At 72.0% G+C, this 22,694-nt stretch carries 20 protein-coding genes; 8 read left to right on the top strand and 12 right to left on the bottom strand.

Annotated features, from left to right (window positions below):
* Positions 1–53: 53 nt before the first annotated feature.
* Genes ACH4E8_RS20840 through ACH4E8_RS20830 form a run of 3 tightly spaced genes read right to left on the bottom strand, consistent with a single transcriptional unit; the run spans position 54 to position 3,252 of the window.
* Positions 54–1,157 (bottom strand): FecCD family ABC transporter permease, encoded by a 1,104-nt coding sequence (locus tag ACH4E8_RS20840; protein ID WP_398450240.1) that lies wholly within the window; start codon positions 1,155–1,157, stop codon positions 54–56.
* On the bottom strand, positions 1,154–2,188 hold the full coding sequence (locus ACH4E8_RS20835) for a FecCD family ABC transporter permease (protein WP_398450238.1): 1,035 nt from the start codon (positions 2,186–2,188) through the stop codon (positions 1,154–1,156). The genes ACH4E8_RS20840 and ACH4E8_RS20835 overlap by 4 nt, the downstream gene beginning before the upstream one ends.
* A gap of 14 nt (positions 2,189–2,202) precedes the next feature.
* Positions 2,203–3,252 carry an iron-siderophore ABC transporter substrate-binding protein gene (locus ACH4E8_RS20830; RefSeq protein WP_398450236.1) on the bottom strand — a complete coding sequence of 350 codons (1,050 nt, stop codon included), beginning with the start codon at positions 3,250–3,252 and terminating at the stop codon, positions 2,203–2,205.
* A 446-nt stretch (positions 3,253–3,698) separates the two neighbouring features.
* Here ACH4E8_RS20830 and ACH4E8_RS20825 point away from each other — a divergent pair, with 446 nt between their 5' ends.
* Positions 3,699–4,511, top strand: a complete 813-nt coding sequence (locus tag ACH4E8_RS20825; protein WP_398450234.1) for an SAM-dependent methyltransferase — start codon at positions 3,699–3,701, stop codon at positions 4,509–4,511.
* 63 nt (positions 4,512–4,574) lie between these two features.
* Here ACH4E8_RS20825 and ACH4E8_RS20820 read toward each other — a convergent pair whose 3' ends face one another.
* Positions 4,575–5,495: a helix-turn-helix domain-containing protein gene (locus tag ACH4E8_RS20820; RefSeq protein ID WP_398450232.1), complete on the bottom strand. Its 921-nt coding sequence runs from the start codon at positions 5,493–5,495 to the stop codon at positions 4,575–4,577.
* A gap of 86 nt (positions 5,496–5,581) precedes the next feature.
* Positions 5,582–5,818, bottom strand: coding sequence for a DUF397 domain-containing protein (locus tag ACH4E8_RS20815; protein ID WP_398450230.1), 237 nt, complete (start codon positions 5,816–5,818; stop codon positions 5,582–5,584).
* 301 nt (positions 5,819–6,119) lie between these two features.
* Between ACH4E8_RS20815 and ACH4E8_RS20810 the strand changes: the two genes are divergently transcribed.
* Positions 6,120–6,569 carry an ATP-binding protein gene (locus ACH4E8_RS20810; protein ID WP_398450228.1) on the top strand — a complete coding sequence of 150 codons (450 nt, stop codon included), beginning with the start codon at positions 6,120–6,122 and terminating at the stop codon, positions 6,567–6,569.
* Positions 6,570–6,712: 143 nt separating this feature from the next.
* Here ACH4E8_RS20810 and ACH4E8_RS20805 read toward each other — a convergent pair whose 3' ends face one another.
* Positions 6,713–8,422, bottom strand: coding sequence for a lysyl oxidase family protein (locus ACH4E8_RS20805; protein WP_398450226.1), 1,710 nt, complete (start codon positions 8,420–8,422; stop codon positions 6,713–6,715).
* Between the two features lie 262 nt (positions 8,423–8,684).
* Positions 8,685–9,656, bottom strand: coding sequence for a zinc-binding dehydrogenase (locus ACH4E8_RS20800; RefSeq protein WP_398450324.1), 972 nt, complete (start codon positions 9,654–9,656; stop codon positions 8,685–8,687).
* Between the two features lie 247 nt (positions 9,657–9,903).
* On the opposite strand from ACH4E8_RS20800, the gene ACH4E8_RS20795 reads away from it, so the two are divergent.
* Complete coding sequence (locus ACH4E8_RS20795) at positions 9,904–11,001, top strand: amidohydrolase family protein (protein WP_398450224.1); 1,098 nt, start codon at positions 9,904–9,906, stop codon at positions 10,999–11,001.
* A 49-nt stretch (positions 11,002–11,050) separates the two neighbouring features.
* Here the strand turns inward: ACH4E8_RS20795 and ACH4E8_RS20790 are convergent, their stop codons facing one another.
* Positions 11,051–12,334 (bottom strand): tetratricopeptide repeat protein, encoded by a 1,284-nt coding sequence (locus tag ACH4E8_RS20790; RefSeq protein ID WP_398450323.1) that lies wholly within the window; start codon positions 12,332–12,334, stop codon positions 11,051–11,053.
* A 317-nt stretch (positions 12,335–12,651) separates the two neighbouring features.
* Between ACH4E8_RS20790 and ACH4E8_RS20785 the strand changes: the two genes are divergently transcribed.
* The 3 genes from ACH4E8_RS20785 to ACH4E8_RS20775 all read left to right on the top strand — a co-directional run bounded on the left by ACH4E8_RS20785 (position 12,652) and on the right by ACH4E8_RS20775 (position 15,705).
* Complete coding sequence (locus ACH4E8_RS20785; RefSeq protein ID WP_398450223.1) at positions 12,652–14,004, top strand: M64 family metallopeptidase; 1,353 nt, start codon at positions 12,652–12,654, stop codon at positions 14,002–14,004.
* 207 nt (positions 14,005–14,211) lie between these two features.
* On the top strand, positions 14,212–14,553 hold the full coding sequence (locus tag ACH4E8_RS20780; RefSeq protein ID WP_398450221.1) for a hypothetical protein: 342 nt from the start codon (positions 14,212–14,214) through the stop codon (positions 14,551–14,553).
* Positions 14,554–14,718: 165 nt separating this feature from the next.
* Complete coding sequence (locus ACH4E8_RS20775; protein ID WP_398450219.1) at positions 14,719–15,705, top strand: aldo/keto reductase; 987 nt, start codon at positions 14,719–14,721, stop codon at positions 15,703–15,705.
* Between the two features lie 31 nt (positions 15,706–15,736).
* Here ACH4E8_RS20775 and ACH4E8_RS20770 read toward each other — a convergent pair whose 3' ends face one another.
* The 3 genes from ACH4E8_RS20770 to ACH4E8_RS20760 form a co-directional block, all read right to left on the bottom strand.
* Positions 15,737–16,189 carry a GNAT family N-acetyltransferase gene (locus tag ACH4E8_RS20770; protein WP_398450217.1) on the bottom strand — a complete coding sequence of 151 codons (453 nt, stop codon included), beginning with the start codon at positions 16,187–16,189 and terminating at the stop codon, positions 15,737–15,739.
* 47 nt (positions 16,190–16,236) lie between these two features.
* Positions 16,237–17,181, bottom strand: coding sequence for a hypothetical protein (locus tag ACH4E8_RS20765; protein ID WP_398450215.1), 945 nt, complete (start codon positions 17,179–17,181; stop codon positions 16,237–16,239).
* Between the two features lie 146 nt (positions 17,182–17,327).
* The gene (locus tag ACH4E8_RS20760) at positions 17,328–18,554 is read right to left on the bottom strand and encodes a Cmx/CmrA family chloramphenicol efflux MFS transporter (RefSeq protein WP_398450213.1); all 1,227 of its coding nucleotides are present in this window, start codon (positions 18,552–18,554) and stop codon (positions 17,328–17,330) included.
* A gap of 677 nt (positions 18,555–19,231) precedes the next feature.
* Between ACH4E8_RS20760 and ACH4E8_RS20755 the strand changes: the two genes are divergently transcribed.
* Positions 19,232–20,911, top strand: a complete 1,680-nt coding sequence (locus ACH4E8_RS20755) for an ABC-F family ATP-binding cassette domain-containing protein (protein ID WP_398450211.1) — start codon at positions 19,232–19,234, stop codon at positions 20,909–20,911.
* Between the two features lie 104 nt (positions 20,912–21,015).
* Here ACH4E8_RS20755 and ACH4E8_RS20750 read toward each other — a convergent pair whose 3' ends face one another.
* On the bottom strand, positions 21,016–21,444 hold the full coding sequence (locus tag ACH4E8_RS20750) for a nuclear transport factor 2 family protein (RefSeq protein ID WP_398450209.1): 429 nt from the start codon (positions 21,442–21,444) through the stop codon (positions 21,016–21,018).
* 245 nt (positions 21,445–21,689) lie between these two features.
* On the opposite strand from ACH4E8_RS20750, the gene ACH4E8_RS20745 reads away from it, so the two are divergent.
* Positions 21,690–22,622 carry an oxygenase MpaB family protein gene (locus ACH4E8_RS20745; RefSeq protein ID WP_398450207.1) on the top strand — a complete coding sequence of 311 codons (933 nt, stop codon included), beginning with the start codon at positions 21,690–21,692 and terminating at the stop codon, positions 22,620–22,622.
* Positions 22,623–22,694 lie beyond the last annotated feature (72 nt).

The raw sequence follows: 22,694 nt of genomic DNA, 5'->3' as shown, positions 1-22,694 counted from the left end.
ACGAAGGGCCGCGGCTGCACCGGCAGCCGCGGCCCCTCGCGCGTACCCGGACGTCACAGCCTGCCGCGACGGCGCTCCTGCAACAACAGCACCCCGAGGTAGACCCCGCCGATCGCCATCGTGTAGATCCCGACGGGCAGGTTCTCGAACAGCGGCAACTGCTGGGCGGCCAGATCGGCGAGGACCAGCAGCAGCGCGCCCGTGAGCCCCGACAGCAGCAGGTGCGGGCCCGTCACCCCGGTGAGCCGCTTCGCGATCTGCGGCGCGGTCAGCGCGACGAACGCGATCGGACCCGCGACCGCGACCGCCCCCGCGGACAGCACGATCGCCAACAGCACGGCCAGCGACTTCGTGCGCTTCGGCTCGGACCCGAGCCCCTGCGCAATGTCGTCGCCCATCTCGCCCACGTTCAACCGGCGCCCCAGCAGTACCGTGAGCGGCAGCGCGACCAACAGCACCAGCCCGATCGTGGTGGCGTCCTGCCACGACCGCGACGACAGGCTGCCGTTGACGTAGGCGGTGAGCGCGGAGGCGTTGTCGCGCTCCATGGCGTACACCACGTACTGCGTCATCGCCTGGCAGATCGCCGCGACGCCGATGCCCGCGACCACCAGCCGCGCCGGATTGCGGAACCCGGTGCCCGTCGACGCGTACACGAGCACCATCGCCAGCACGGCACCGACGAGCGCACCGAGCGCCACCGGCACCGTGCCGGGCAGGAAGAGCGCCGACATCGCGGCCCCGGCGCCGGCCCCGGCGGCGACCCCGATCACGTCGGGGCTGCCCAGCGGATTGCGGGTGGCCGACTGGAACAGCGCCCCGGACAGCCCCAGCGCACAGCCGGTGCCGAGCGCCACCACCAGCCGGGGGCCGCGCAGCCGCTCCAGTACGAACGCGTCCCGCCCCTCGGCCCCGCCGGCCAGCGCGCTCCCGAGCTCCGCGAGCGGGATCCCGAGCCGCCCCATCGACAGCGTCGCCGCCGACGCGGCGACGATCAGCACCAGCAGGGCGAGGGCGGCCAGCAGCGAGGCGCGCCGCACAGGCACTGCCACCACGGGCCCCAGCCGCAGGACGACCTTCGGCGAGCCGGTCCGTACGGCCGGCGTCCACCCGGGGCGCCCCGCGGCGACCCGCTGCGCTTCACGCGTGACGCTCATGCGTTCCCCCTCATCCGGCGCACCGCCACCAGCAGGGCGGGCGCGCCGACGAACGCGGTGACCACGCCGACCATGAGCTCCTGCGGACGCATCACCACCCGTCCCACGACGTCCGCGATCAACAGCAGCGCCGGCCCGGCGACGCAGGCGCAGGCGATCTGCCAGCGGAAGTCCACGCCGACCACGGCGCGCACCACGTGCGGCACGGCGAGACCGACGAAGGCGATCGGGCCGACGGCCGCGGTCGCCGAGGCGCTGAGCAGGGTGGCCGCGAGGAGTCCACCGCCGCGCACCACCCAGGGGTTGGCCCCGAGGGAGGCGGCGGTGGCGTCGCCGAGGGCCAGCGCGTTCAGGCTGTGCCCCAGCACCAGCGCGAGCAGCAGCCCGGCAGCGGCGAAGGGGACCATCGACCAGAAGACGTCCATGTCCCGGCCGCCGAGCGCGCCCACGACCCAGTACCGGTAGCTGTCGAAGACCTGTGGCTTGGTGAGGGTGACGGCCTGGATGAACGCCATCAGCACGGCCGAGAGCACCGCACCGGCCAGCACCAGACGGACCTGGCTGCGGCCGGAGCGGGTGGACCCGATCGCCTGCACGAGCACGCCGGCGAGCAGCGCGCCCGGCAGCGCCCACCACATGGCGGCGGTACTGCCGCTCGCGCCCCAGAAGGCGGTCGCGGTCACGATGCTGGCCGACGCGCCCGCGTTGATGCCCAGCAGCCCGGGCTCGGCCAGCGGGTTGCGGGTCACGCCCTGCATCAGCGTGCCGGCGACGGCGAGGGCGAGCCCCGCGAGCGCGCCGAGCGCGGTTCGCGGGTAGCGGCTCTCGACGACCGCGGTGAGCTGGGCGTCGGCCGTCCCCGACAGCACGTCGACCACGTCGCCGAAGGACGTCGTACGACTGCCGAACATGACGCTGGCGAACAGGGCGAGCGCGAGCAGGACGAGTCCGCCGCACACGCCGAGAACGCGCCGGGCGGCGCCCCCCTGACGGGAGGCGCCGCTCGGCGGAGCTTTTGCGATGGTGACCATCTGGCTGCGGCGCCCTACTTGCCGGCAGCGGCGACGGCCTTGTCGATCAGCGGCAGGTACCGGTCGATCGTCCACGGCACGGTCAGCGGGTTGATGATCGAGGACGCGGTCACGAAGGAGTTGGTGTCGCCGACGACCACGGCGCCCTTCTTGACCGCGGGGATCCCGGCGTACAGCGGCTGCGACTCGATCTCCTTGCGGTTCTTCTCGTCGGTGTAGAAGGTGAAGAGCAGGTCGCTGTCCTTCAGCTTGCCCGCGTTCTCCAGGCCGATCAGCGCGGAGTCGGTGCCCTTGGTCTCCGGGAACTGGTTGACGACCGGGTCGACGGTGAGGCCGAGTGAGGAGACCATCTTCACCCGCTGCTCCTCGGGCTTGAAGACGCCGAGGGTGCCGGGGCCGGTGTTGTAGACGTACGAGAACTTCAGGTCCTTGTAGCCGGGACGGGTCGCGGCGGCGTCGGCGAGCTGCTTCTCGATGGTGGAGACCAGCTTCTTCGACTCGGCGGGCTTGCCCATCGCCTTGGCGATGAGGTCGATCTGCTGGTCCCAGTTGGTGCTCCACGGCAGGTCGGGGTAGGCGACCGTGGGGGCGATGTCCTTGAGGACGTCGTACTGCTTCTGCGTGATGCCCGACCAGGGGGCGAGGATCAGGTCCGGGTCCAGTTCGAGGATGGCCTCGGTGTCCAGCTCCTCACCGCCGGTGAACTGCTTGGGGAGCTTGTCGCCCTTCTTCGTCACCGCTTCGTGGATCCACGGCAGGTAGCCGGTCTTGTCGCTGCCCCACGGGTAGCCCTCGACACCGACCGGGGTGGTGCCGAGGGCGATCGCGGTCTCGGCCGAACCCTGGCCGAGGGTGACGATCCGCTTCGGCTCCTCCTTGATCTCCGCGGTTCCCAGGGCGCTCTTGATCGAGACCGGGAACGCGCCGCCGCCCTTGCCAGAGGAACCGGAGGACTCCTTGTCTCCGTCGCTCTCCGACGAGCAGCCGCCGACGGTGAGGACGACGGCGACTGCGGTGGCCGCGGCGGCGAGCACGCGCCGACGCGTGCGGGTGAACCCGAGCATGGATGTTCCTCAAGAGTGTGGTGTGGCAAGAGCGTCGAACGAGACTGATGTCAATCCCTCGATCGAGTTAGGCAAGCCTAAGCTAATGTCGCCTTGATGTTCAACCGAGGCTGCATGGCCTGATCCCACGGTTGGATGCAGCGGTCCGTTCCGATGCGTACCGCGTCGGGGTCGATGCGCCCCCGGCGCGGTGATGCGTTCCCCGCTCGTTGTGAGGGTGCAGGTCAATCCTTGATCCATTGCCGCGGGGGAGGGGCGCGGTGTCACGGAAGGGCTCGCCGTCCGGGGTCGGAGCCCTCCGCGGAACCGGCCAGAACATCTGACGATCTGGCTGAAAAGCACGCTGGCAAGGCAGTTGCTTCGTCAACGGCCTGTACCCGGGTCGTCACGCTCCTTAGCATGGGCGCCCTACCGCTGAGCTCTCGACTGACACGGGTGAGTACTGGATGCAAGAGGAGTCGTGGCGCCCGGACGCCATCGACACGACTGTGCCGAGCGTGGCACGGATGTACGACTACTACCTGGGGGGCAGTGACAACTACGAGTCCGACCGCATCGCCAGCGAGGAACTGCTCAAGCAGGTCCCCAGCACCAAGGTGCTCGCGGTCAACAACCGCCGCTTCCTCCAGCGCGTGGTGCGCGTGCTCGCCCAGGACTACGGCATCCGCCAGTTCGTCGACCACGGCTCGGGCCTGCCCACCCAGGACAACGTCCACCAGGTCGCCCAGGCCGTCGACCCCACCTCCAGGGTCGTCTACGTCGACAACGACCCGATCGTGCTCGCCTACGGTCGTGCCCTGCTCGACGAGAACGAGCGCACCGCGGTCATCCAGGCCGACATGCGAGACACCGACGAGATCTTCGGCCACGAGGAGACGAAGAGGCTGATTGATTTCAGCCAACCCGTCGCGGCCCTCTTCGTCTCGGTGCTGCACTGCATCCCGGACCAGAGTGACCCGGCGGCCCTGGTGAGGCGGGTGGCCGAGCGGCTGGTGCCCGGCAGCTTCCTGGTCGTGTGCCAACTGGTCAGCGACCGCCCCGAGATCCGTCAGTACGTCACCGACTTCATGGACCAGGCCACCGGTGGGCACTGGGGCCGGGTGCGGGAACAGGAGGAGGTCGCCGGCTACCTCGACGGCCTCGAAGTCCTGGAACCGGGCCTGGTGGAGGTCTCGACCTGGCGTCCGGACAACGACCTCGCGCCGGTGCAGGCGACCGACGAGTGGCTTGAGTGGGGCGGCGTCGCCCGCATCGGCTGACGCCCGCCCGGATGGATCGACGCCGGCCGACCGGCCGGCGTCACCCGCTCCCGCGGGCCGCGGTCACGACGACTGCGGCCCGCCGAGCGCTTCGAGGTGCTTGCGCAGCACCTTCGCCGACTCCACCGGCGTGAGCGCACAGGCGCCGAGCCGGTCCAGCATGTTCCGGTACTCCTCCACCATCGACGGCTTCTGGCTGAAGGTGGAGTCCATGAGGTGCTCGATGTAGACGGCGTCCTTGAGGTCGCCGAGCGCGAACCGGAGGAACGTCACCCCGGTGCCGACCCCGACCGCCGCCGAGACGTCGAGCGGGGCGATCTGCAACGTGATCCGCGGGCGCTCCATCATCGCGAGCAGGTGCTCCAACTGCGTCCGCATGACCTCCGGGCCGCCGACCGTGCGCAGCAGCACCGACTCGTCGATGATCGCCCAGAGCCGCGGTGCGTCCGGCTGGTCGAGTTGGTGCTGACGCTCCTGGCGCAACGCCACCCGCCGCACCGCCTCGTGCGACAGCAGCCGCCCGGGCCCGGCCTTGATCACCGCGTGCGTGTACGCCGGGACCTGGAGCAACCCCGGTACGTAGAACGGCTCGTACGTGCGGATGCGCTCGGCCGCACCCTCCAGGGCGACCAGCGGCTGGAAGAAGCCCGACAGCACGTCGCTGAACGAGTGCCACCAGTCGGGCCGGTGCGACTGCTCTACCAGCCGGATGAACTCGTCGACGACGCCCTCGTCCACCACCCCGTACAACTGGAGGAGCGCCACGGCGTCGGCGCGCTTGCAGCCGTGCCTGCCCAGTTCGATCCGACTGGTCTTCGAACGCGAGAACCCGAGGCGACGGTCCACGTCGGCCGGGTCGAGCCCGGCGGCCGTGCGCAACTCACGCAGCTTGCCGCCGAGGATCAACTTCAGGGCGGTGGGGTTCTTCTCCACCGCCCCCAGTGGTCGGGCGAACAACGATAGGTGCGGCTCGACTGCAGCCATCTGGCGCTCCTGCGGAAGCGGGGAAAACGCCAGTATTCACCAAGGCCGGCCCGCCCGGCAGGGTGCGGGTGTTCGGAAGACGATTTTCAGCCGACGACCGCGTCGAATTCGCCACCCCTGGCACCGGCGAGGAAGGCGACCACCTCGTCGCGCGTGTAGATCAGCGCCGGGCCCTGCGGGTCCCGGGAGTTGCGGATCGCGACGGAACCGTCCGGGAGCCCGGCCAACTCCACGCAGTTGCCGGTCGCATTGCTGTGACTGCTCTTCGTCCAAGTCACGGCGGCCAGTGCGGTCGCCGGGATGCCGTTGTAGACCTGTGCCACGGCAACAGCCCCTTTCCTGCGGCGGGTTCTTCCCCTCCACTCTCCACCGAATGCAATCTCGAATGCAATCCCAGATGCAATTGCATTCGCCGGGAGCACTCGACATACTCGGACGGTGGCTGCTGACAGAGTGTCAACGCGCCTGATGTCCAGGGGGACATGATCTGTGACGACCCATGCGTCAGTCTCATCGGCCAGGAGCGCCCGCACCCCGGGACTGACCGACGAAGCAAGGACCGGATCGGCACGGGCCGCGGGGGCGACCCCGTCGGGCGGCCCCTCCTGGGGGCGGCGCGGGGGCGTGCCCACCGGGCCGACTCCTGCCGGCGCCGCACCCTCCGGCTTCGCCGCCTGCGGCCTCGACGGACGGCTGCGGAACGCGCCCCAGGCGCGCCGCTTCGTCGCCTCGACGCTGAGCGGCTGGGCGCTCGACGAACTGGTGGCCGATGCGGAACTGGTCGTGAGCGAACTCGTCACCAACGCCGTCCAACACGCCCTGGACCCCACGGCGTGGGAGAACGGGGACTACCCGGTCTGGTTGGGCATCTTCCTGAACCCCGGCGACCTGGTCTGCGCCGTCACCGACCCCAGCTCCCGCCCCCCGTGCCTGCGCGCGCCGGACGACTGCGCGCTCGGCGGACGCGGGCTGGCGCTCATCGAGGCGCTGAGCACGTCGTGGTCCTGGGAGCTGACCCCGCCGCGCGGCAAGACCGTCTGGGCGTCCCTGCCGCTGCCTGCCGGGCTTCCTTGATCTTTCTGCCGTAACCATTTTGCAAGATCAGCCCGCCGCTCGTTCCGAGGGCCCCGGACGCGACGGGGCCCGGCCCCGCGAACGGCGCGACCGGGCCCTGACGGGACGGGCGCGGGGCTCGGCGCTGCCGGCCCCGCGCGACGTCAGCGGGAGGTGATCAAGTCGTGCGGCGGCACGGTCACCGTCCGCGCGCCCGGCTTGCCGCCGAGGACGACCTTCCGCAGCGAGGTGTTGTTCGTCAGGTCGGTCTCCTTCAGCCGCTTGTCGGGGTTGGCGACGATCTGGATCCAGTACGTGCCGTTGGGCACGTCCGTGATGTCGAAGGTCTGTCCGGGCAGGTAGCCGGCGTAGGTGTCACCCGAGCCGACGTCCAGCGACTGCCGCACCGACATCGAGTTCTCCTCGCCGCACGCGCTGCCGAGGTCGGTGCTGAACGGATGCCAGTTGGCGTTCTTCACCGTGTAGTCCACTGCGTCCGTGTTCACCAGGCAGAACGCTTCCTTGTCGCTGCGCACGACCTCCTTCTGGTCCGCCTTGAGCAGCCGGTACGCGGCGAAGTCCGTGAAGTGCCAGTGCACGTGGCCCTCGCGCGGGTCCCACTCCATGGTGCCGGTGGGGGCGTAGCCGACCTGCTTGCCCTTGGCGTCGTAGAAGTACTGATAGGCGTCCATCAGGCCCTTGTTGGGCTGCCGGAAGCCGTCCACGACCAGCGGGGACGGGCCCGCGTTCCACGTGGTGCTGCTGAAGGCCAGGTGATCGCGGCCGGGCGCCTCGCCCTCCGGACCGGCGGAGATGAAGATGTCCCAGGCGGGCAGCGCCCGCAGGTCGGGCTTGGGGACGTTCGCGGGCACCGAGGCGCGCCCGGTCGGCCGCTTCGCCGCCGGCTGGCGGGGCGGCGCGATGCGCGAACCGTCGGTGCGCCCGGGGCCGTCACCGCTCGCCGCGGCCTTCAAGCCCTCCTTCTTCAGCGCCCAGGGCAGCGCCGGGGGCGCCGGGGTGTCGACCCCGTAGCCCTGGAGGTGGGCGCGGCCGAGCCCCGGAGTCGAGTTCGGCGCACCGTGTCCGCCGTGACCCCCGTGACCGGATCCGTGCGACCCGTGCCCGCCGGCCGCCGACGCTCGTGCGCCCTCACCCGACGGGGTCCGCGGCGGCGTGCGCACGGTGACCTTGAGCTTCTGGGGCTTGTCGGGGATGCCGAGCAGGTCCCGGTACTTCTTGGTGACCGACACCGTCGCCGCGTACTGGCCGTCCGGCAGGTCGAGCGGCGCACCGTAGAAGGGCGCGTACACATTGGCGGCCCAGCCGTGCTGGATGCCCCAGACCGACCCCAGGGTGAAGGGGTTGGTCGGGCAGCTCTCCGGGAACTTGGCCTTCGCCGGGCCGTCGGGACGGATCCGGCTGGCGGCGTTGTTCGGGCAGAAGCTCTCCTTCTGCGCGGCGACCACCTTGCCCGTCGAGTCGGCGAGGGTGATCTGGAGGAAGTCCGGCAGCCCGGAGAAGTCCTTGACGAGCCCCTTGGGCAGGGTCTTGGTGACGGTCTTGCCGCCGCTGCGGATGATCTGGCGGGCGACCACGGGGTCCTTGTACGACGCCCGGGTCACCCGGAACTCCAGCGCCGGCCCCTCGACGGCGAGGTACGTGCCGAGGTCGAGATAGACCCCGGACGGCTCGCCGGGTTCCCCCACGTAGCGATCGAGGACCACGGAGTCGGACGCGGCGATCAGGCTCAGCTTGGGCTGCACCGGGGTGGCCCGGGACACGGGGGTGGCCCCCGTGACGCCCGCTGCCACCGTCAGCGCCGCCGCGGATGCGAGCCCGGAACGCCACAGTCGTGCGCGGTGATGTCTGGTCATTGTCCCTCGTTCGGACGAGTGTCACCGACCCTGGCAGGTCGGTCGGTCGGCGCACGGGCCGCCTTCCCCGGGTGGTCGAGCCCGGCAGCGAATCCCGTGGCCACCCCTCCAGAGAGCATCGCGAGTCTGTGGGTTGTCTGTGTGGCGCGGAACGTCGATCGTTGTCCGGAAAGCGCCCAAGAGGGCGCACTTCAGGCCGTGGAGACCCCGAGGGGCTTCACGAGGTCGCCAACTGTGCTAGTGGCGCCGTCGGTTGTTGGCGTCATCGGGTCCGGACGACGAGCTTGCCGGGGCGCCGGTTGTGCTCCAGGTCGTCGTGCGCGGTCCGGATGTCGTCGAGGGCGTACACGTGGACGGGGCCCGGCGTGAGGTCGCCCGACGCGATCCGGTCCACGTGCCGCTGGAAGACCGCGGCCGGCAGGTCCTCCGCCTCGCCCCCGTACGCGGCGAGTCGAACTCCCCTCGGCAGATAGGAGATCGGGTAGAAGTCGTGCACCAGCCACTCGTTGGAGAGCATCCCGGTGAAGCAGACCGTGCCGTGCACCCGGGTCGCGGCCAGGGTGTCCGGCAGCGTCGGCGTGCCGACGAGTTCCAGCCCCGCGTGCACGCCGTCCGGGAAGACCTCCCTGACCTGGCGCGCCACCTGACCGTCGTCGACCAGCGGATGGTCGACGCCGTGCTCGGCCAGGCCCGCGAGGCGATCGGGGTTGCGGGTGGTGGCGAGGACGGTGGCGCCGACGTCCTTCGCGAGCGTCGTGGCGGCGAGCCCGAGCGCCGAGGTCCCGCCCCGGATCAGCAGCGTCTGCCCCGGTTGCAGGTCGAGCCCGACGGTCAGCGAGCCGTAGGCGGTCTGGAGGGTCTCAGGCAGCGCCCCCAGCGTCTCCCACGGCAGCGACGACTCGAACGGGATCACCTGGGCGCGCGGGACGACCACGTACTCGGCGTACCCGCCGTCGTACGTGCGTCCCATCCCGCCCATCATCGTGGCGACGCGCCCGCCCGGTGCCAGCACTCCGTCGGGGTCGAGGTCGACGGTCCCCACCGCCTCGATGCCCAGCACCCGGGGGAAGGTCACGCCCTCGGCGAGCCCCAGCCGGGTGTGGAGTTCGGAGCGGTTCAAACCGAACGCCTCCACCGCGATCCGCACCCACCCCGGTCCCGGCTCGGGCCTGGGCAGCGTCCGCAGGTGCAGCTCCGCCACGCCGCCCGGGCGATCGAGGACGACGGCGCGCATGGTCGTGGGGGTCACGGTTCCTCCTCGTGTGCCGGATCGCCCCCATCGTGCTCCACGGCCACCGCCGGGCGCCGGCGCTGCGCTGCGGTGAGGCGGAGTGGACCCCGATGGCGTACGGCCGGGGCTCGCAGTGCGGCCGGTGTCGTGCACTTCAGCCGTCCGCCGGCGTGTGTCGCCCGGGGAATCGGCCCGCCCCACCGCACAGTGGGACCGACCTTCACCCCCACTGACCAGGCAGGACAGTGACATGCCAGAAGTGAGCCCGGCCCTCGGCCGCCGCAGCGTGCTGTTGATGGCCTCCGCCGCAGCGGCGGCGACCGTCGCCGACCCCGCACGGGCCGGCGAGCGGGCAGGCGCGGACGCCAGCAACGCCCGGATCGACGTCCACCACCACTACACCGCCCCCGCCTGGCGCACCTGGGCCACCGCACAGGAACTCGTCGACCCGGCACGCCTGCCCTGGTGGACCGAGTGGGAGTTGGACGACACCCTGGCCGTGATGGATGCGGCCGGCATCGCCACCGCCGTCGTCAGCCTCGCCATGCCCGTCCGGGGCTTTCGCGACCGCACCCAACTGCGCGAGAGCACCGCGGTCGCCCTGGAGGCCGTGACCGAACTGACCAGGACCCACCCCGACCGGTTCGCCTTCTTCGCCCCGCTCTTCCCCGACGACCTGGAGACTTCCCGCTGGTCGCTCGCCCGGGGCCTGGACGAACTCGGCGCCGTCGGCGTGCAGATGCGGGCGAACACCCGCGGCGTGTACCTCGGCGACGCCTCCCACGACAAGCTCCTCGCGGAGCTCAACGAACGCTCCGCCGTGATCAACACCCATCCGCACGAACTGCCCGGCACCGACCCCGCCGAACACGCCGTGCCGGGAGTGCCGAGCTTCTTCTGCGACTTCCCCCTGGACACCACGCGCGCCGCGGTGAACCTGATCCTCAACGGGACCCTGGACCGGTACCCCGACCTGTCCTTCATCCTGCCGCACGGCGGCGGCTTCCTGCCCTTCATCGCCGACCGCATGGCCGCGTTCGCCGGCTTCCTCACCCCCAAGATCGACGGCGCCCGGGTACGGGACTACCTGCACCGCTTCTACTTCGACACGGCGGCGCCGATGGGGGCCGCGTCCGCCGCGGCGCTGCTCGCCACCGCCGACCCCGGCCGCATCCTGTACGGCAGCGACTGGCCGGCCAGCCCCGCCGGCACCGTCAGCGACGTCGCCGCGCCCGCCCTCGACCGCGAGAGCGGGCTGAGCACCCTGCAACGGCGGCGCGTCAACCGGGAGAACGCGCTGCGCCTGATGCCGGCCCTGGCCGGGCGCCGCACCGCCGCCGTGCGCTGACGGCTGCGGCTGCGGGCGGGGCCGGCGGCCGGCCAGAGCGGCGGGTGCGTCAGCGGTCCGGGTGCGGGGGAGCGGCCGGGGGCGGCCCCAGGGTCGTCGTCCCCGGGGCGGCCCGGTGGCCCAAACCCGTGCGGTACGCGTCCATCGCCGCCTCCGTCCGCCCCGCCCTGCGCAGCAGATCGCCCAGCAGCCGGCACAGGTCGGCCAGGTCCCCGCTGGCGCCGCTGCGCTCCAGGAACGCCAGCGCCTGCACGTAGTGCTGCTCGGCGTCCTCCGTGTCGCCGCGCTCCTCCGCGATCAGCCCCAGCAGCCGGTGCGCACCGCCCGCGTGGACCGCGCCGTGCCGGTCGCCCAGTCGCAACAGGGTCGCCGCGACCTCGGCCGCCTGGTCGAAACGGCCCAGCCGGCGCAGCACGTCCGCCAACTCGACCTCCACCTGCGCCGTGTACAAGGTGGCCCGGCGGGCGGTCAGCATGTCCCGGGCCGTACGCAACTCCCGTTCCGCCAGATCGAGTTGGCCGTTCTGGGCGTGGACGTATCCGCGCATCCAGTGGCAGTGTGCCAGGTCGGTGCCGAGGCGCAGTTGACGGTAGATCGTCTGGGCCTCGGCCAGTGCGGCGTCCGCGTCCGCGGTGCGCCCTTCGGCGAGGAAGGTGCGGGCTACTTGGCGGTGCATCCCCGCGACCAGCGCCGGATCGCTGACCCGGGGCGCCAGCGCCAGGGCGACTTCGGCGGCGTGTGCGGCCCGCGCGTGCGCGCCCATGTCGATGTACGGGCCGATGACCGCTGCGTACAGCAGGACCAGCGCCTCCGGGTCGGCCAGCCCGCTGGTGCTGAGCCCGTCGATCGCCGACTCCAACAGATAGCAGGCGTACCGCAGTTCGCCGGCGAGGAGGTGTGCCACCGCCCGGCCGCGGACCGCCCGGGCGCGCTTGGGCAGCGGGGCGACCGCGAGCAGCCGCTCCGCCGCCTCGAAGCGGTCCCGCGCCAGGTCCAGTTCCCCGGACTCCAGCGCGCAATCGCCGAGCCCGAGCAACGCCTCCGCCCGTTCGGGGGGCAGGTCCAGTTCCACGGCCTCGGCCAGCAGCCGTTCGAAGCGGACGGCGGCCTCGGCGGCGGAGCCGGTGGCCAACTCCCGTTGGGCGTCGGTGAGGGCGTACCGCAACTCGGTCGCCAACCGGGCGGGTCGGCCGGTGGTCAGTTCCTCCACCGAGGTGTCGAGCCGCTCGGCGAAGAAGCGCAGCGCGGTCTCGGAGGGGCGGACCTTGCCGGCCTCGACCGTGGAGACGTACGCCGGGGTGTACGCCGGCTCCGAGAGCTGGCGTTGCGTCATGCCGCGCTGCTTGCGCAGCCGGCGCACCCGGCGGCCGATGTCGGCCTGTGCCGTCGACTCGGCCCGCGCCGTCGGCGCCGTCTGTTCGACGGGTGCCGTCCGACCGGCCTGGTCGGTGTGCTCGGCCTGTTCGGCCTGTTCCTTCATCGGGCCCCACTCCGCTCGGCTGCCTCCGTGTGCCGGGCTCAGTATTGCTGGCCGCCGGCGCGGCCTCGGCGCGGACCGACCATTGCGCAGCCGGGGCCCGGACCCCTAACTTAAGCACGCGTTTCATGGAGGTTAACAAGATGCTTAACTCTTCCCGGGGAGGGGATCCCATGCGCCGAGCCGTGCGCAGGAGCACCGCGGCGACCGCCGTGGCCGCCGTCGTCACCGCCGTCGTCGCCGTTGCGCCCAGCGGTGCGGCCGTCGCCGCCACGCCCCCCGACCGGCCCGTGGTGGAGGTCGAGGTCCCCGGCCCCGAGCGCGGTTCCCTGGCGGGATCCGGCCACGTCGTCGTCCCGCAGAAAGGCCGGGACCGGCCGCAGGCCAGGCTGTCCGCGGCCGAGAGCGCCGAGGACGGCCGGGTCACCAAGCTCGTCGACAACGGCGCCACCGACGACCGCCTCGACATCGTCGTGGTCGGCGACGGCTACACCGCCGCGGAACTCCCGCAGTTCCACACCGACGCCAAGGAGATCTGGGCCCAGACCGCCGCCGTCGAGCCGTACACCACGTACGAGGGCATGTTCAACATATGGGCCGTCGACGCCGTGTCCAACGAGTCCGGGGTCAGCGGCGACCCGGACCGCGCCACCGTCCGCGACACCGCCGTGGGCTCCTACTTCTGGTGCGGCGAGATCGAGCGGCTGCTCTGCGTCGACCAGGTCAAGCTCGACCGCTACGTGGCCAAGGCGCCCGAGGCCGACCTCGTGATCGTCCTCGCCAACAGCGCCAAGTACGGCGGCGCCGGCTACAACGAGCCCAGCCCGACCCTCGGTTACGAGGGCATCGCCACCGCCTCCGCGGGCAACGCCAAGTCCGGCCAGGTCGCCATCCACGAGACCGGCCACTCGCTCGGCAAGCTCGCCGACGAGTACTTCTACCCCGACTACCCGGGCTACGAGCAGTACACCGGCCCCGAACCCGCCGACAGCAACATCTCCACCCGCTCCGCCGCCGACATCGCCGCCCAGCGCGTCAAGTGGCACCGCTGGCTCGGCGAGACCTCGCCCGACGGGGGAACGGTCGGCGCGTACGAAGGCGGCGGCTACTTCGTCAGGGGTCTCAACCGCCCCACCGCCAACTCGATGATGCGCTCGGTCGACAAGCCGTTCAACCTGCCCGGCGTCGAGGCGATGATCGCCGGCTTCTACCGCCACGCGAAGCCGGTGACCGCCGTGACGCCCACGGACTCCCCGCTGCGCGTGCGGCACACCGCGAAGGCGGACGTCGTCAACCTCGCGGGCCCGGGCGCCGAGCAGCTCACGGTCCGCTGGTACGTGGACGGCAAGGAGGTGCGCCGGCTCGCGGGCCGCACCGAGGTCCGGGTCGCGGAGGTCGCCCGCTACCTGGTGGACCGCCGCCCCCACACCCTGACCGTCACCGCCGAGGACCGCACCGCCTCGGTGCGGGACCCGAAGGTCGCCGCCACCATGAAGTCGGCCGTCAACTGGAAGGTCCGCCTCTGACGTCGAAGCCGCGGCGAAAGTCGCGGCGAAAGTCGCGGCGAAAGTCGCGGCGAACGCGCGTGCACCGTCGACCGTGCGTTCGCCTCAGCGGTTGACCCGAGGTCCACCGCTCGCCCGAGGGGCGGGTGGTGGACCGTTTCCCCTTGCCCGCCCGCGCGGTTTCCGTACCGTGGATCCGGTCGAAGGCGTCGTCACCGGGAGGGGCGCGTGGACGAGGAAGCACGCCGGCACATGCTCGTCGAGGTCCATGCCGAACGGGAACGGCTGCTGCCGCTGCGGGCAGAGGCCACCCGGACGACCATCGCCATGGTCAGACAGAACTCCGAACAGCCCCCCGAGTTGGTGCCGTACCTGAACCTCGCGTACATCCTGGGCGTACGCCGCACCCAGGGCGAGGACGCCCTGATCGCCTTCGCCCTCTCCCTGGCCAACTGGGCGGTGGCCACGGTCGACGAGGTCGCCAGGTACTCCGGCCGCAGCGCCGAGCAGGTCGTCGACCAGTACGAGACCGACATCATGGCCGCCCGCGCCGAGTCGCCGGAGCCGTGAGCCGTGAGCCGTGAGCCGTGAGCCGTGGGTCCTGAAGCCTGAGCCCTGAGCTGGAGTCTTGAGGCCGCAGCCGGTCCGTCCGCGACTTGACTTGGAGTGCGCTCCAGCAGGGAGGCTCCTGTCCGTAGCCCGTGAACACCGCGGGCGCGGACGAGGGGACACCCCATGAAGTACCGCCACATCGGCACCGACCCGGCCACCCGCCGCGAGGTCAGCGTGCTCAGCCTCGGCGCGATGCTGTTCGGCACCCGCACCGACGAGGCCACCGCCTTCGCGCTGCTGGACCGCTACGTCGAGGCGGGCGGCACGTTCATCGACACCTCCAACACCTACGCGTACTGGTTCCACGACACCCAGGGCGGCGAGAGCGAGCGGGTGCTCGGGCGCTGGCGCGCCAGCCGGGGCATCGACGACGAAGTCACCATCGCGACCAAGCTCGGCGCCCGCCCGCTCGCCCCCGGCACCGGTTACCTGGACAACCCCGAAGGGCTGTCCGCCGACACGATCCGCACGTCCGCGGAGGCCAGCCGCGAGCGCCTGGGCATGGACCGGCTGCCGCTGCTGTACGCCCACATCCGCGACCCGAAGACCCCGCTCCGCGAGACCGTCGAGGGCTTCGCCGCGCTCGTCGCCGAGGGCACCGTGGGGCTGCTCGGGGTCAGCAACCACTGGACGTGGGAGGTGGAGCGCGCCCGCGCGATCGCCGCGGCCGACGGACTGCCCGGCTTCCAGGTCCTGCAGTACCACCACAGCTATCTCCGCCGCCGCGTCGACCGGCCCGACCCCCACGCCCCCGACGGCCCGTTCGGCGTGGCCTCCGGCGACCTCCTCAGCTATCTGCGCCAGGACCCGGAACTCGCGATGGTCGCCTACACCCCGCTGCTCAGCGGCGGGTACACCCGCGAAGACCGCCCGCTCGGGCCGGACTTCGAGCACTCGGGCACCGCACCGCGCCTCGAAGCGCTCACGGCGGTGGCGAAGGAGACCGGCGCCACCGTCAACCAGGTCGTGCTGTCCTGGCTGATCGGCGCCGAGATCCCGATGATCCCGCTGGTGGGCGCCTCCTCGGTGGCCCAACTCGACGAGAGCCTGGCCGCCGTCGACCTGGAGCTGACGCAGGAGCAGCGCACCCGGCTCGACGAGGCGGGCTGAGCGTAGACGGCCGACGGCCCGCCCCGACGGGTCAGTCGACGAGCGGCAGGGGCCGGGTGAAGACCACCATCGTCCGGCCCCGCCCGTCATAGTCGGGCACCGTCGACGAGGCGAACCCGAGGGAGTGGTGGAAGGCGATCGACCCGGTGTTGGCGGGGGAGGTGATCGCCTTCAGCGCGGTGGCCCCCTGCGCCTGCGCGGCCCGGGCGAACGCCTCGTACAACCGGCGTCCGAGGCCGACTCCCCGCGCGTCGTCGCGGGTGGCGACGAGGTGCACGTACCCCGTGGCGGCGGGGGTGGTGAAGCCGAAGACGTACCCGACGACAGCCCCGTCCGCCCGTGCCACCAGGCACGTCGGCCCGAACTCCTGCACCATCGCGAGCAGGTGCAGCGAGCGCATGTCGCGCTCGCCCCAGTAGCGGTGGTGATCGGCGAGCACCCGGTGGAAGTCGTCCGCGTCGGCCGCGTCCATGGTCACGTTCATGCACGCATCCTTGCAAGAGCGGTGCCCGGACCGCCATCGAGCCGGGGTCAGGGCGATCCGGTGGCACGGCACAGGTCGTCGCGGCGGACGGCGGCGCCCAGGTTCTCGTCGTCCGATCCCAGGGCGCTGGACGGCGATTCGGGGACGCAGACCACTCCCTCGACCTTGTGGCCCGCGATCGTCGCCAGTCGCAGCGGCCGTGCGTGCTGCTCCCACACCGGCTCGCCGCCCGCGGGGACCGTGACCCGACCGAGGTCGTACACCGCGCTCTCGAACGGGCCGTCGTCACCCGGGTCGGCGGCGGCCGTGGCCACCACCCGGCCCGAGGAGGTGACGTCCACGTCGCTGACGTGTCGTACGTCCGCAACCGGATGGGGGACGGTGACCGACGCGGAGGTCCGCGGCCCGAAGGCCAGCGTCGCCCAGTCGAGCCGGGCCACGCGCAGCACGCCGGGGTCCTCGTCCTGCCCCCGGTGCGCCCACACCGCGACCAACTGCCCGCCGCCGCTGACGAGCGAGAAGCCCTCGTAGTTGTCGCCCGCCGCGACGTCGGGGACCGTGAACTCCCTGAGGACGCGGGCCGCACCGGACGCCCACCGGAAGTGGTACGCGCGTCCGGAACTCTCCAGGGCGACGAACTCTCCGGGGCGACCCGGCACGTCGGAGAGCGCCTCCAGATCCACGGGCAGCCGCTCTCCGTCCCACCGCACCTCCCACACCAGCGCCTCGTTCCCCGCCACCTGGATTCGGGACAGCCGGCGCTGGCCGGCGTGCTTGTTGTCGTGGACGGCCAACAGGTCACCGGTGCCGACGGTGCCCGCGACCGCGAGGCCGCTGATCCCGGAGGTGATGCCGTGCCCCGCCGGCAGCCAGCCGTCGTCGACGGCGGCCGAGGGCGGGGCGGGCACGAGGCAGAGCAACGAGGCAGCGACCGCGGCCGTCCGACCGACGGCGCGCGAAGGACGGGGCGGGCGGGGAGTCCGGATCTTCATGCGGCGAACGCTAGGTCGCCGCGCCGGGCGCCCCGCGCGACGCCGTCGCCGGCTCGTCCCAACGGCCCCGCCGGATCACCCGGCCCGCGCAGCCCCGGCCGCAGCGCTCCGCAGCGACGCCGGTGGGGACCGTGGACCTGTTGCGGCTACGGCATCGGTGGCGCCGTCTCAGCCGCCCGGGCCACGGCGCGCGCCCGCCCGACGGCCCGGGCGGCACCCGCCAGTACGGCGGCCGTCGCCACGAGCGCCGCGCTCGACCACAGCGGCGCCCGGTAGCCGAGACCGGCACCGATCGCGGCCCCCGCCACGCCGGGACCCAACGCGGCGCCGACGTTCATCGCCGCCGTCGCGAACGCACCGCCCAGCGCGGGCGCCCCCGGCGCCTCGTACACCGACAGGGTGATCAAGGTGGCACCGACCGCGAACGACAGCGCACCCTGCACGAGCACCAGGAACAGCGCGAGGGGGAGACTTCCCGCCGTCAGCGCGAACAGCACCCAACCGACGAGCAGCGCGGCGCTCCCGGGCACCAGCAGACGCAGCGGTCGACTGTCCGCCATCCGGCCGCTGAGGGTGACGCCGACGAACGACCCGATGCCGAACAGCGCCAACACGACGGGCACCCCGCCCTCCCCGAGCCCGGCGACGTCCGTCATCACGGGGGCCAAGAAGGCGAAGGTGCCGAAGGTCGCCGCATTGACCAGGGCCGCCAGGGCCAGGGTCACCAACAGCCGGACCTTGCGCAGTTCCCGCAACTCCCTGCGGGCGCTGGGAACTTCGGCCCGGGTGGCGACGGCTGCGTCCGCTGCGGTGCGTTCCGGCACGGGCGCGGACTCCGGTACCGAGCGGAGGATCGCGATCACGACCGGTACGCAGACCAGCGCCACGGCCCAGAACGCCGCGCGCCAGGACCAGAGCTGTCCCAGGACCGCGCCGGCCGGGACGCCCGCGATGCAGGCGAGCGTGACGCCGGAGATCAGTACGGAGATCGCCCGCCCCTTGGCGTCGGGCCGCACCAGCGCAGTGGCGGTCGCCATGCCCACGGCGAGGAACCCGGCGTTGGCGAGGGCCCCGACGATCCGGGTGGCGAGCAGGACGGTGAAGCTGTCGGTGACCGCACCGACGACGTGCACGGCCATGAAGACCAGCAGGAAGGCGAGCAGCGCCCGGCGGCGGGGCCAGCGCAGGCTGACCGTCGCCATCAGCGGTGCACCGATCACCATTCCGATGGCGAAGGCGCTGGTGAGGGCGCCGGTACTGGCCATGGACACCCCGAGGTCACGGGCGATGTCCGGTGCGATGCCGGCGAGCATGAATTCGGAGGTGCCCTGGGCGAAGACGGCCAGGGCGAGCAGATAGACGGCGGGTGGCACGAAGCACTCCACGGTGGTGACGGGGCGGCGGCAACCGCGTGCCGGCGCAGCGCAGCGCGTCGACGTACGGCAGGCGCGGCACGGCCGCACAAGAGATGAGGGGGAGGCAGGCCGCGGGCCGGACGGCGGCACGCGCCATCACACGGCGCGTGGCGTCCTGGCGGAGAACGGCCCTGACGAGACGGTGCTTCGGCGGCGGGTACGACGCGTCAACGCGGCCCCCGCACGGATGGTGCGATCGGGCGCGTCACGCGGTACGGCAAGAGGCCACCGGAAGACCGGTGGCTAGCGTCTTGATGCCTCGGGGCTGCTCACGCAGGTCACCTTAGGGACGGAGCGCCGGCCGCGTCCACTCGGTTGGCGACCCGGTCGAAACTTCTTCAGAAAGGCGTTGACGCCCTCCCGCCATCCTTCTACGGTGTATAGCGAACTTGTTGCCGTCGATCGGAGTTGGACGTTGCTCGTCTGAGGTCTCGCGATACCGCACTTCGTGTGCCCGTGCGCATCCGTGCACGGCTCCTCGTCGTACGCGACCTCGACGCCACAGCCGTCCTCCCCGCCGCAGCAGGTCCCTCGCGGGCCTCTTCGCCCGGTGCTTCGGGAGCCCAGGTCGTCACGCCGAGCGGTATCGCCCATGCGTTGCCCCCGCCCACTCCCGAGCAACCGCGAGGCCGCCCATGTCCATTCAGCCCACTGCCCGCACCTCCCTCCCTTCCGTCTCCCCCTCCACCGCCTCCATCGCCGTCACCGACCTGACGTACGCCTGGCCGGACGGCACCGCCGTCTTCGACGGGCTCCAGACCGTCTTCGGAGCCGGCCGCACCGGCCTCGTCGGCCTCAACGGATCGGGAAAGTCGACCCTGTTGAAGCTGATCGCGGGCCGGCTGCGGCCGACCTCCGGCGCCGTCAAGGTCACGGGCGAGGTCGGTTACCTCCCGCAGGACGTCATCCTCGACACCGCACTGCGGGTCGACGAGGTCCTCGGGATCGCCGACACCCGGGCCGCGTTGCACGCCATCGAGGCGGGCGACGTCCGGGACGAGCACTTCACGGCCGTCGGCGACGACTGGGACGTCGAGGAGCGGGCGCTCGCCACCCTCGGCGGCCTCGGGCTCGCCGACATCGGCCTGGATCTCACCGTCGGCGAGGTCTCCGGCGGCGAGTCCGTGCTGCTGCGGCTGGCCGCGCTGCTCCTGCGCCGGCCCGACGTACTGCTGCTGGACGAGCCCACGAACAACCTCGACCTGTACGCTCGGCAGCGCCTGTACTCCGCGGTGGCGGGATGGTCGTCGGTGTTGGTGGTGGTCAGTCACGACCGGGAGCTGCTGGAGCGCGTCGATCAGATCGCCGACCTGCGCGGCGGCGGCATCGCCTGGTACGGGGGCACGTTCTCCGCGTACGAGGGGGCGCTCGCCGCCGAACAGGAGGCGGCCGAGCGGATGGTCCGGGTGGCGGAGTCCGATCTGCGCAAGCAGAAGCGCGAACTGGTGGACGCCCAAGTCAAGTTGGCCCGGCGCAAGCGTTACGGCCAGAAGATGTGGGACACCAAGCGCGAGCCCAAGGTCGTGATGGGGGAGCGCAAGCGTCAGGCCCAGGTCTCCGCCGCCAAGCACCGCATCATGCACGAGGAGCGGCTCGCGGATGCGAAGGGCCGTCTCGACTCCGCGGTGGAGGCGGTGCGCGACGACGACGAGATCCGCGTCGACCTGCCGGGGACGGCCGTCCCCGCGGGGCGCACCGTGTTCACCCTCCGCGAGCTGCACCTCGCGCACGGAGCGCGCGTGACGGGGGAGTTCACCCTGCGCGGACCGGAGCGGATCGCGCTGGTGGGACGCAACGGAGCGGGCAAGACCACGCTCCTGCGCACCCTCGTCGGCGAGCTGGCGCCGGTGGCCGGCGAGGCCGTCGCCCACGTGCCGCACCGCTTCCTGCCGCAGAGGCTCGACATCCTCGACGACGGGCTGACGGTGGCCGAGAACGTGGCGCGGTTCGCCCCGCGGGCGACGAACAACCACGTCCGCGCACGGTTGGCCCGCTTCCTGTTCAAGGGGGCGCGGGCGGATCAGCGGGCCGGGACGCTGTCCGGCGGCGAACGCTTCCGGGCGACCCTGGCCGCGCTGATGCTGGCCGAGCCCGCCCCGCAGCTGCTGTTGCTGGACGAGCCGACCAACAACCTCGACATGGCCAGCGTGCAGCAGCTGACCTCGGCGCTGGAGTCGTACGAGGGGGCGCTCGTGGTGGCCAGCCACGACCTGCCGTTCCTGCGGTCCATCGGCATCACGCGCTGGCTGCTGATGGACGGGACCCTGCGCGACACCACCGCGCAGCAGGTGGCGGACGCCGTGACGACGCGGTGATCCGCCGCCGGCCGGGCAAAGGGCAGGGCCCCGGACGACAAGCGTCCGGGGCCCGGTTCCTTCGTGCTGGCGGACCGTCGGCGGAGGTCCGTTGGCGGGGGTGATCAGAGGTTGTCCCCCCAGCCGCCCTGCGCCATGGTCTGGAACGCCCACTTCCCGTTCTGCTTGATCAGGATGTCGGCGTACCGGAGCTGCTGGGTGACCTCGCCCGCCGTCATCGTCGAGTCGGTGAAGACGACGACCATCGCGGAGCTCAGGAAGACGGGGGTGCGGACCGAATCGAAGGTGATGTCCTCGGAGCCCTCGCTCATCACATGGGTCATGGTCTCGACGAACTGCTTGCGGTCCCACTGGGCCGAGGCGCCCTCGCCGGCGGTGTTGTCGCTGACGAGGTTGAGCGGGAAGACCGCGACGTCGGCCATCTTTTCGATGTCGCGCCGCGCGGCGGCCGCGTCGTACGCCGCGAACCAGGCATCGATGCTGGCGAGTTCGTCGGCGGTCGGGGTGTATCCGGCGTCGGGAAGCTGGGGCACGCGCGCTCTCCTCGCGAAGGTTGATCAAAATTGACTACTGCGAGAGTATCCCCGCGGCACTCACTAGTCAAACTTGATTAACGCGGGTCGATGGCGGGTGCACCAATCCAAGCGATCTTGGTGGGTGCCGGTGGCGGACTTCAACTCGCGCGCCGATGGCCCGGCGCGGCACGGGCCGTATTGCCTGGTGATGGGTAGCCCTTAGGGTGGGAAGACCCGTTGACGACGAGCGAGGGGGCCGCGCGGTGCAGCGCTACGACCGGCTCAAGCAGATCCAACGCATGGACCCCGAGCGGGACTTCCACCGCATGTACCAGCTCCTCGCCACCCACGAGTTCCCCTGGGACTTCAGCCGGGCGCTCGAACTCGCCCTCTTCCGCACGTACGCCGTCCCCAGCATCGGCGCCCTGCTGGCCCGCACCGCCGAATTCGGCACCCGGGCACAGAAGCGGTACGACGACACCGCCCTGCTGCTGGACGCGATCGTCGAGCACGGCTTCGACGACGACCGGGGCCGCACCGCGATCCGCCGCATCAACCAGATGCACCGCAGCTACGACATCAGCAACGACGACATGCGCTACGTCCTGTGCACGTTCGTGGTGATGCCGAAGCGGTGGATCGACCGGTACGGCTGGCGCCGGCTCACCGCCGCGGAACTGCGGGCCTGCGTCGAGTACTACCGCCACCTCGGCCGCCACATGGGCATCCGACAGATCCCCACCACCTTCGCCGAGTTCGAGGACCGTCTCGACTCCTACGAGGATGAGCACTTCGGCTGGGACGAGGGCGGGCGAGCGGTCGCCGATGCCACCCTGGCGCTGATGGCGTCCTGGTATCCGCGCGCTCTGCGGCCGGCCGCCCGCGCCGCCAGCACGGCACTGCTCGACGAGCCGCTGCGCCGGACCTTCCGCTACCCGGAGCCCGCTGCCGCCCTGCGCACCACGGTCGACGGCGCACTGCGGCTGCGCGGCCGGCTCGTCCGTCTGATGCCGCCCCGGCGCACCCCGCACTTCGGCCGCCAGAACCGGGAGATCAAGGGGTACGCGAAGGGCTACCGCCTGGCCGACCTGGGCACCTTCCCGGTGCCGGGCCTCAAGGGGTGCCCGGTGGACCACGCGGGGCGCAGCCCTGCGGCCGTGACCGCATCGGGGGCCGAGGAGCCGTCCGTGGAGTGAGCCGCGGCCCGGTGCGTCGCCAGGACGGAACGAGGAGGGCCCCGCGCGATCGCGCGGGGCCCTCGGTGTTTG

Origin of the sequence: Streptomyces sp. NPDC017979 (assembly GCF_044328175.1) — a bacterium.
Classification (GTDB): Bacteria; Actinomycetota; Actinomycetes; order Streptomycetales; family Streptomycetaceae; genus Streptomyces.
The sequence above is the reverse complement of the archived record's forward strand: the minus strand, read 5'-3'. Positions and strand labels throughout refer to the sequence as shown.